This is a genomic window from Synechococcus sp. RC10A2, from assembly GCF_047502605.1.
Window position 1 is genome coordinate 1 of the sequence record NZ_JANSHP010000065.1, and the last position, 4,334, is coordinate 4,334.

2 protein-coding genes and 1 CRISPR repeat array are annotated in these 4,334 nt (G+C 55.8%); both genes read left to right on the plus strand.

Features of this window, described 5'->3' with window-relative positions; all coding sequences use genetic code 11:
* The first annotated feature begins 591 nt into the window (after positions 1-591).
* The gene (locus NW848_RS08365) at positions 592-1,014 is read left to right on the plus strand and encodes an archease (RefSeq protein WP_099835756.1); all 423 of its coding nucleotides are present in this window, start codon (positions 592-594) and stop codon (positions 1,012-1,014) included.
* A gap of 12 nt (positions 1,015-1,026) precedes the next feature.
* Positions 1,027-2,457 (plus strand): RtcB family protein, encoded by a 1,431-nt coding sequence (locus NW848_RS08370; RefSeq protein ID WP_414508410.1) that lies wholly within the window; start codon positions 1,027-1,029, stop codon positions 2,455-2,457.
* 81 nt (positions 2,458-2,538) lie between these two features.
* A CRISPR array of direct repeats spans positions 2,539-4,315; the repeat unit is 36 nt; unit sequence GTTTCCAATTTCTAGGGATCCCCCCGAAGGGGGAAC.
* Positions 4,316-4,334: the final 19 nt, after the last annotated feature.

Consider the following 4,334-nt stretch of genomic DNA (forward strand, 5'->3'; position numbering starts at 1 on the left):
CGGGCTTTTCCGCCCCGCACTCAAGTGCGGGGCTACCAAGCTATCCTTTTGTGTGGTATGAGTCTTACGAGGATGAGATTGAGGAGTTTCGCAAAAACTTTTGGTAGTCGGCTTTGCGTTGGAGTCCATCCGCCACAAAGATTCTCCACAGGCTGAGGCTACTCCTCAGGATGTTCTCCACTACTGCCTGAACCAATGGCCTTGGGAGGCGGTACAAACGGTAGTGGAAGGCCGGGCATACCACGCCAAATCTCAAAGCGGTGACCAAGGTGCCGCTTTGTTCTATAACGATAAACTGGTCTACCCGTTAGTCGTCACACCAGCAGCTTCTCTCTTCTGGGAAGCTCCCCTAGACAAGGAGGGCCTGATGGCGAAACCATTGGGCCTTTTCACTCTTTCTTTATCTTGTGGGAGGATCCCCCCAGCCTAAGGAACTTTCGGCAGGATAAGAGACGAATACAATGGTAGTATCATGGCTGCTTTTATTCCCAATCTGCAGGGATCCCGCGGTAAGCTGCAGTGCCGCGCCTTAGCCTGGGCGGTATTTGTCTTTGGCCTGCACTGAGGACTGCACAAAACAAGGAGACGACCGTGGCGCGGGCAAGATGGGATCATTTCGAACACATGGCCGATGTCGGCGTCCGCGGCTATGGGGCGACCCCGGAGGAAGCTTTTGCCCAGGCAGCTTTGGCCCTGACTGCGGTGATCACCAGCGTGGATGAAGTAGCTCCCAGGGAGCGGCTAGAGATTGAGCTAGAAAATTCAGGCGATCTGGAACTGTTGTTGGTGGATTTCCTGAACGCAGTGATCTACGAGATGGCAGTCAGAGGAATGCTCTTTGGGAAAGTTGAAGTGCATCTTGCAAAAGACCATCTCAAGGCCAGCCTGTGGGGGGAAAGAGTTGACCGCGCCAAGCACCGACCGGCAGTAGAAGTTAAAGGGGCAACTTACACGCAACTCAAGGTAGCCCAAGAGGGTGAGCTTTGGGTGGCACAGTGTGTGGTGGATGTGTAAAGGAGGCAGTCTATGGATATCAAGAAACTTGAGCGTGTAGATGAGACTGTCTGGCGCATTCCTCCTAAAGGCAAAATGCGTGCCCCAGTCTTGATCTTTGCCGATGAGGAGTTAATCCGGGAGATGGACGACAAAGTGGCCGAGCAGGCCAGCAACGTGACCACCTTGCCAGGGATCGTGGGAGCCTGCTACGTGATGCCAGATGCCCACTGGGGCTATGGTTTTCCCATCGGTGGGGTGGCTGCTTTCGATGCGGAAGAAGGGGGGGTGATTTCCGCCGGCGGCGTGGGCTTTGACATCTCCTGCGGCGTGAGAACCTTGCGGACGGGGCTGACGCGCGAAGAAGTGGAGGAAGCGGCAGAACCCTTAGCCAATGCCTTGTATGCGAGCGTACCGGTAGGGCTTGGCAGCCGCAGCAAGATCTCCTTGAGCGACAAAGAGATGGAAGCCATGCTGGAAGGCGGAGCAGAATGGGCTGTGGCTCAAGGCTACGGCAAGAAAACAGATCTAGAGCGCATCGAAGAACATGGCCGCATGCGGGGAGCAATGCCGAGCGAAGTCTCCGCCTATGCGCGTGAGCGCCAGCGGCGGGAGATGGGGACTCTAGGCTCAGGTAACCACTACCTCGAAGTCCAGGTTGTTGACGAGATCTACGATCCCAAGGCTGCCGAGAGCTTCGGCCTCAAGCAGGGGGAAGTGGTCATTACTATTCACTGCGGCTCCCGGGGCTTGGGTCACCAGATTGGCACGGAGTATTTGAAGAAGATGCAAGAGGCGGCTAAAGAGCACGGCATAGAGCTGCCTGACCGCGAGCTGGCGTGTGCGCCCTTGAAGTCCAAAGTGGGGCAAAGCTACCTGGGAGCAATGCGGGCAGCTATCAACTGCGCCTTGGCCAACCGCCAGATCATCACCCACTGGGTGCGCCAGGTATTCGCCGAGCTTTTTCCCAAGGCTGAACTCGACCTTATCTACGACGTCTCCCACAACACCTGTAAGGAGGAGACGCACGTGATAGAGGGGAAAAAACGTCGCCTGTTCGTCCACCGCAAGGGGGCAACGCGCGCTTTTGGGCCTGGCCACCCAGAGATCCCTCAGGCTTTCCGCTCTATCGGTCAGCCGGTCATCATCGGCGGCTCCATGGGCACGGCCTCCTACATTCTGGTCGGCACGGAGCAAAGTGAGGCCCTTTCCCTCTCCTCGGCCTGCCACGGCGCCGGAAGGGCGATGAGTCGCAACCAAGCTCTCAAAGCCTGGACAGGGCAGGAGATCGTCGAACAACTGAGGCGGCGCGGCGTCATCGTCCGCAGCCCTTCTTTGCGGGGGGTAGCCGAAGAAGCGCCCCAGGCCTACAAAAACGTAGATAAAGTTGTGCGCGCTGCCGACCAAGCCAAGATCGCGAAACTCGTAGCGCGCCTAAGACCCATTCTGTGTATCAAGGGCTAGTTTTTTCTTTCTGACTTCTCAAGATCCCCCCGAAGGGAAAACACTGCTAAAACCTTTGCCGCTCTCGGAATGCCGGGAGCGGTTTCCAATTTCTAGGGATCCCTCTGAAGGGATAACTTCAGGGGATCCAGATCATCCCTGGAACACAGCAGGGGGAGTTTCCAAAGTTTCCAATTCCTAGGGATCCCCCCGAAGGGGGAACTTCGCAGTCCACTACCGGGTGTACAACCCGGGTGTGGAGTTTCCAATTTCTAGGGATCCCCCCGAAGGGGGAACTTATTCCTTGAACGGGGAACAGGAGATTATATCCACTCCCTTGTTTCCAATCTCTAGGGATCCCCCCGAAGGGGGAACGATTCGGGCAGTGAACACAACTCTGCCCATTCTAAAAATAGTTTCCAATTTCTAGGGATCCCCCCGAAGGGGGAACCCTAGGGTTCCAAGGACGTTCCTGGGCCGTTTAAGGCCCGTGTTTCCAATTTCTAGGGATCCCCCCGAAGGGGGAACTCGGCGGGGTGTACGTACACCACATCGCCTTCCGAGATAGGTTTCCAATTTCTAGGGATCCCCCCGAAGGGGGAACAGGAAAACGAGCTCTTTGAGGGATTGCCTTGCCCCCCGTGGTTTCCAATTTCTAGGGATCCCCCCGAAGGGGGAACCGGCTGTCCCGAACGTTACTATGCAGTGGTCTACCATCAGTTTCCAATTTCTAGGGATCCCCCCGAAGGGGGAACCTTCTTTATTCAGAGGAGTGCCAATTCCTTAGGGACGTGTTTCCAATTTCTAGGGATCCCCCCGAAGGGGGAACCACCACGAATAAACCCGTCCTGAAATATTAACCATGACCCCCGTTTCCAATTTCTAGGGATCCCCCCGAAGGGGGAACATAAGAAAGAACAACTACCCCAGGGTGTATACCGAGCCTATCAATGTTTCCAATTTCTAGGGATCCCCCCGAAGGGGGAACAGGAACTGACCATCAACTTCCGCCTGTTCACCCCGGTTTCCAATTTCTAGGGATCCCCCCGAAGGGGGAACAGGTTATCGACTGGCAAGGGTAACTGTCTAGCAACCGGAAGTTTCCAATTTCTAGGGATCCCCCCGAAGGGGGAACGGCTATCTGGATCGGGCGGGTTCCAGAATTGTTGTAGTTTCCAATTTCTAGGGATCCCCCCGAAGGGGGAACGTTCTCCCGTCGCATCAAGATGCCTGTGCCTCCCGAGTGGCGTTTCCAATTTCTAGGGATCCCCCCGAAGGGGGAACAAACTCTTCGCAAAACCAGTTGCCTCCGCCAACGTCTTTACGGTTTCCAATTTCTAGGGATCCCCCCGAAGGGGGAACTATCCAAAACAGGGGCGACCAGGGTAACGTTCTCGTGTTTCCAATTTCTAGGGATCCCCCCGAAGGGGGAACACTTCAGCGCCTACGCGGAGGCTCTGCACAACTGGGAGTGTTTCCAATTTCTAGGGATCCCCCCGAAGGGGGAACTGATACTTTGGGCCACGGCATGGAGTTGGCCTTATGGTTGTTTCCAATTTCTAGGGATCCCCCCGAAGGGGGAACTTGCGCCCTCAGCTTAACGCTCACCACGGGCCAGTCGCGTTTCCAATTTCTAGGGATCCCCCCGAAGGGGGAACTGGCCGGATCCCTTGTCGCTAGTCTCGGATGAAGGATCCGTTTCCAATTTCTAGGGATCCCCCCGAAGGGGGAACGTGCAGTCGATGGAGTTAATCAATGAACGAAGAAATATAGTTTCCAATTTCTAGGGATCCCCCCGAAGGGGGAACAAAACCGCAGGCGACGGCCATAGCCCTTAGAGAATGTTTCCAATTTCTAGGGATCCCCCCGAAGGGGGAACAAAACCGCAGGCGACGGCC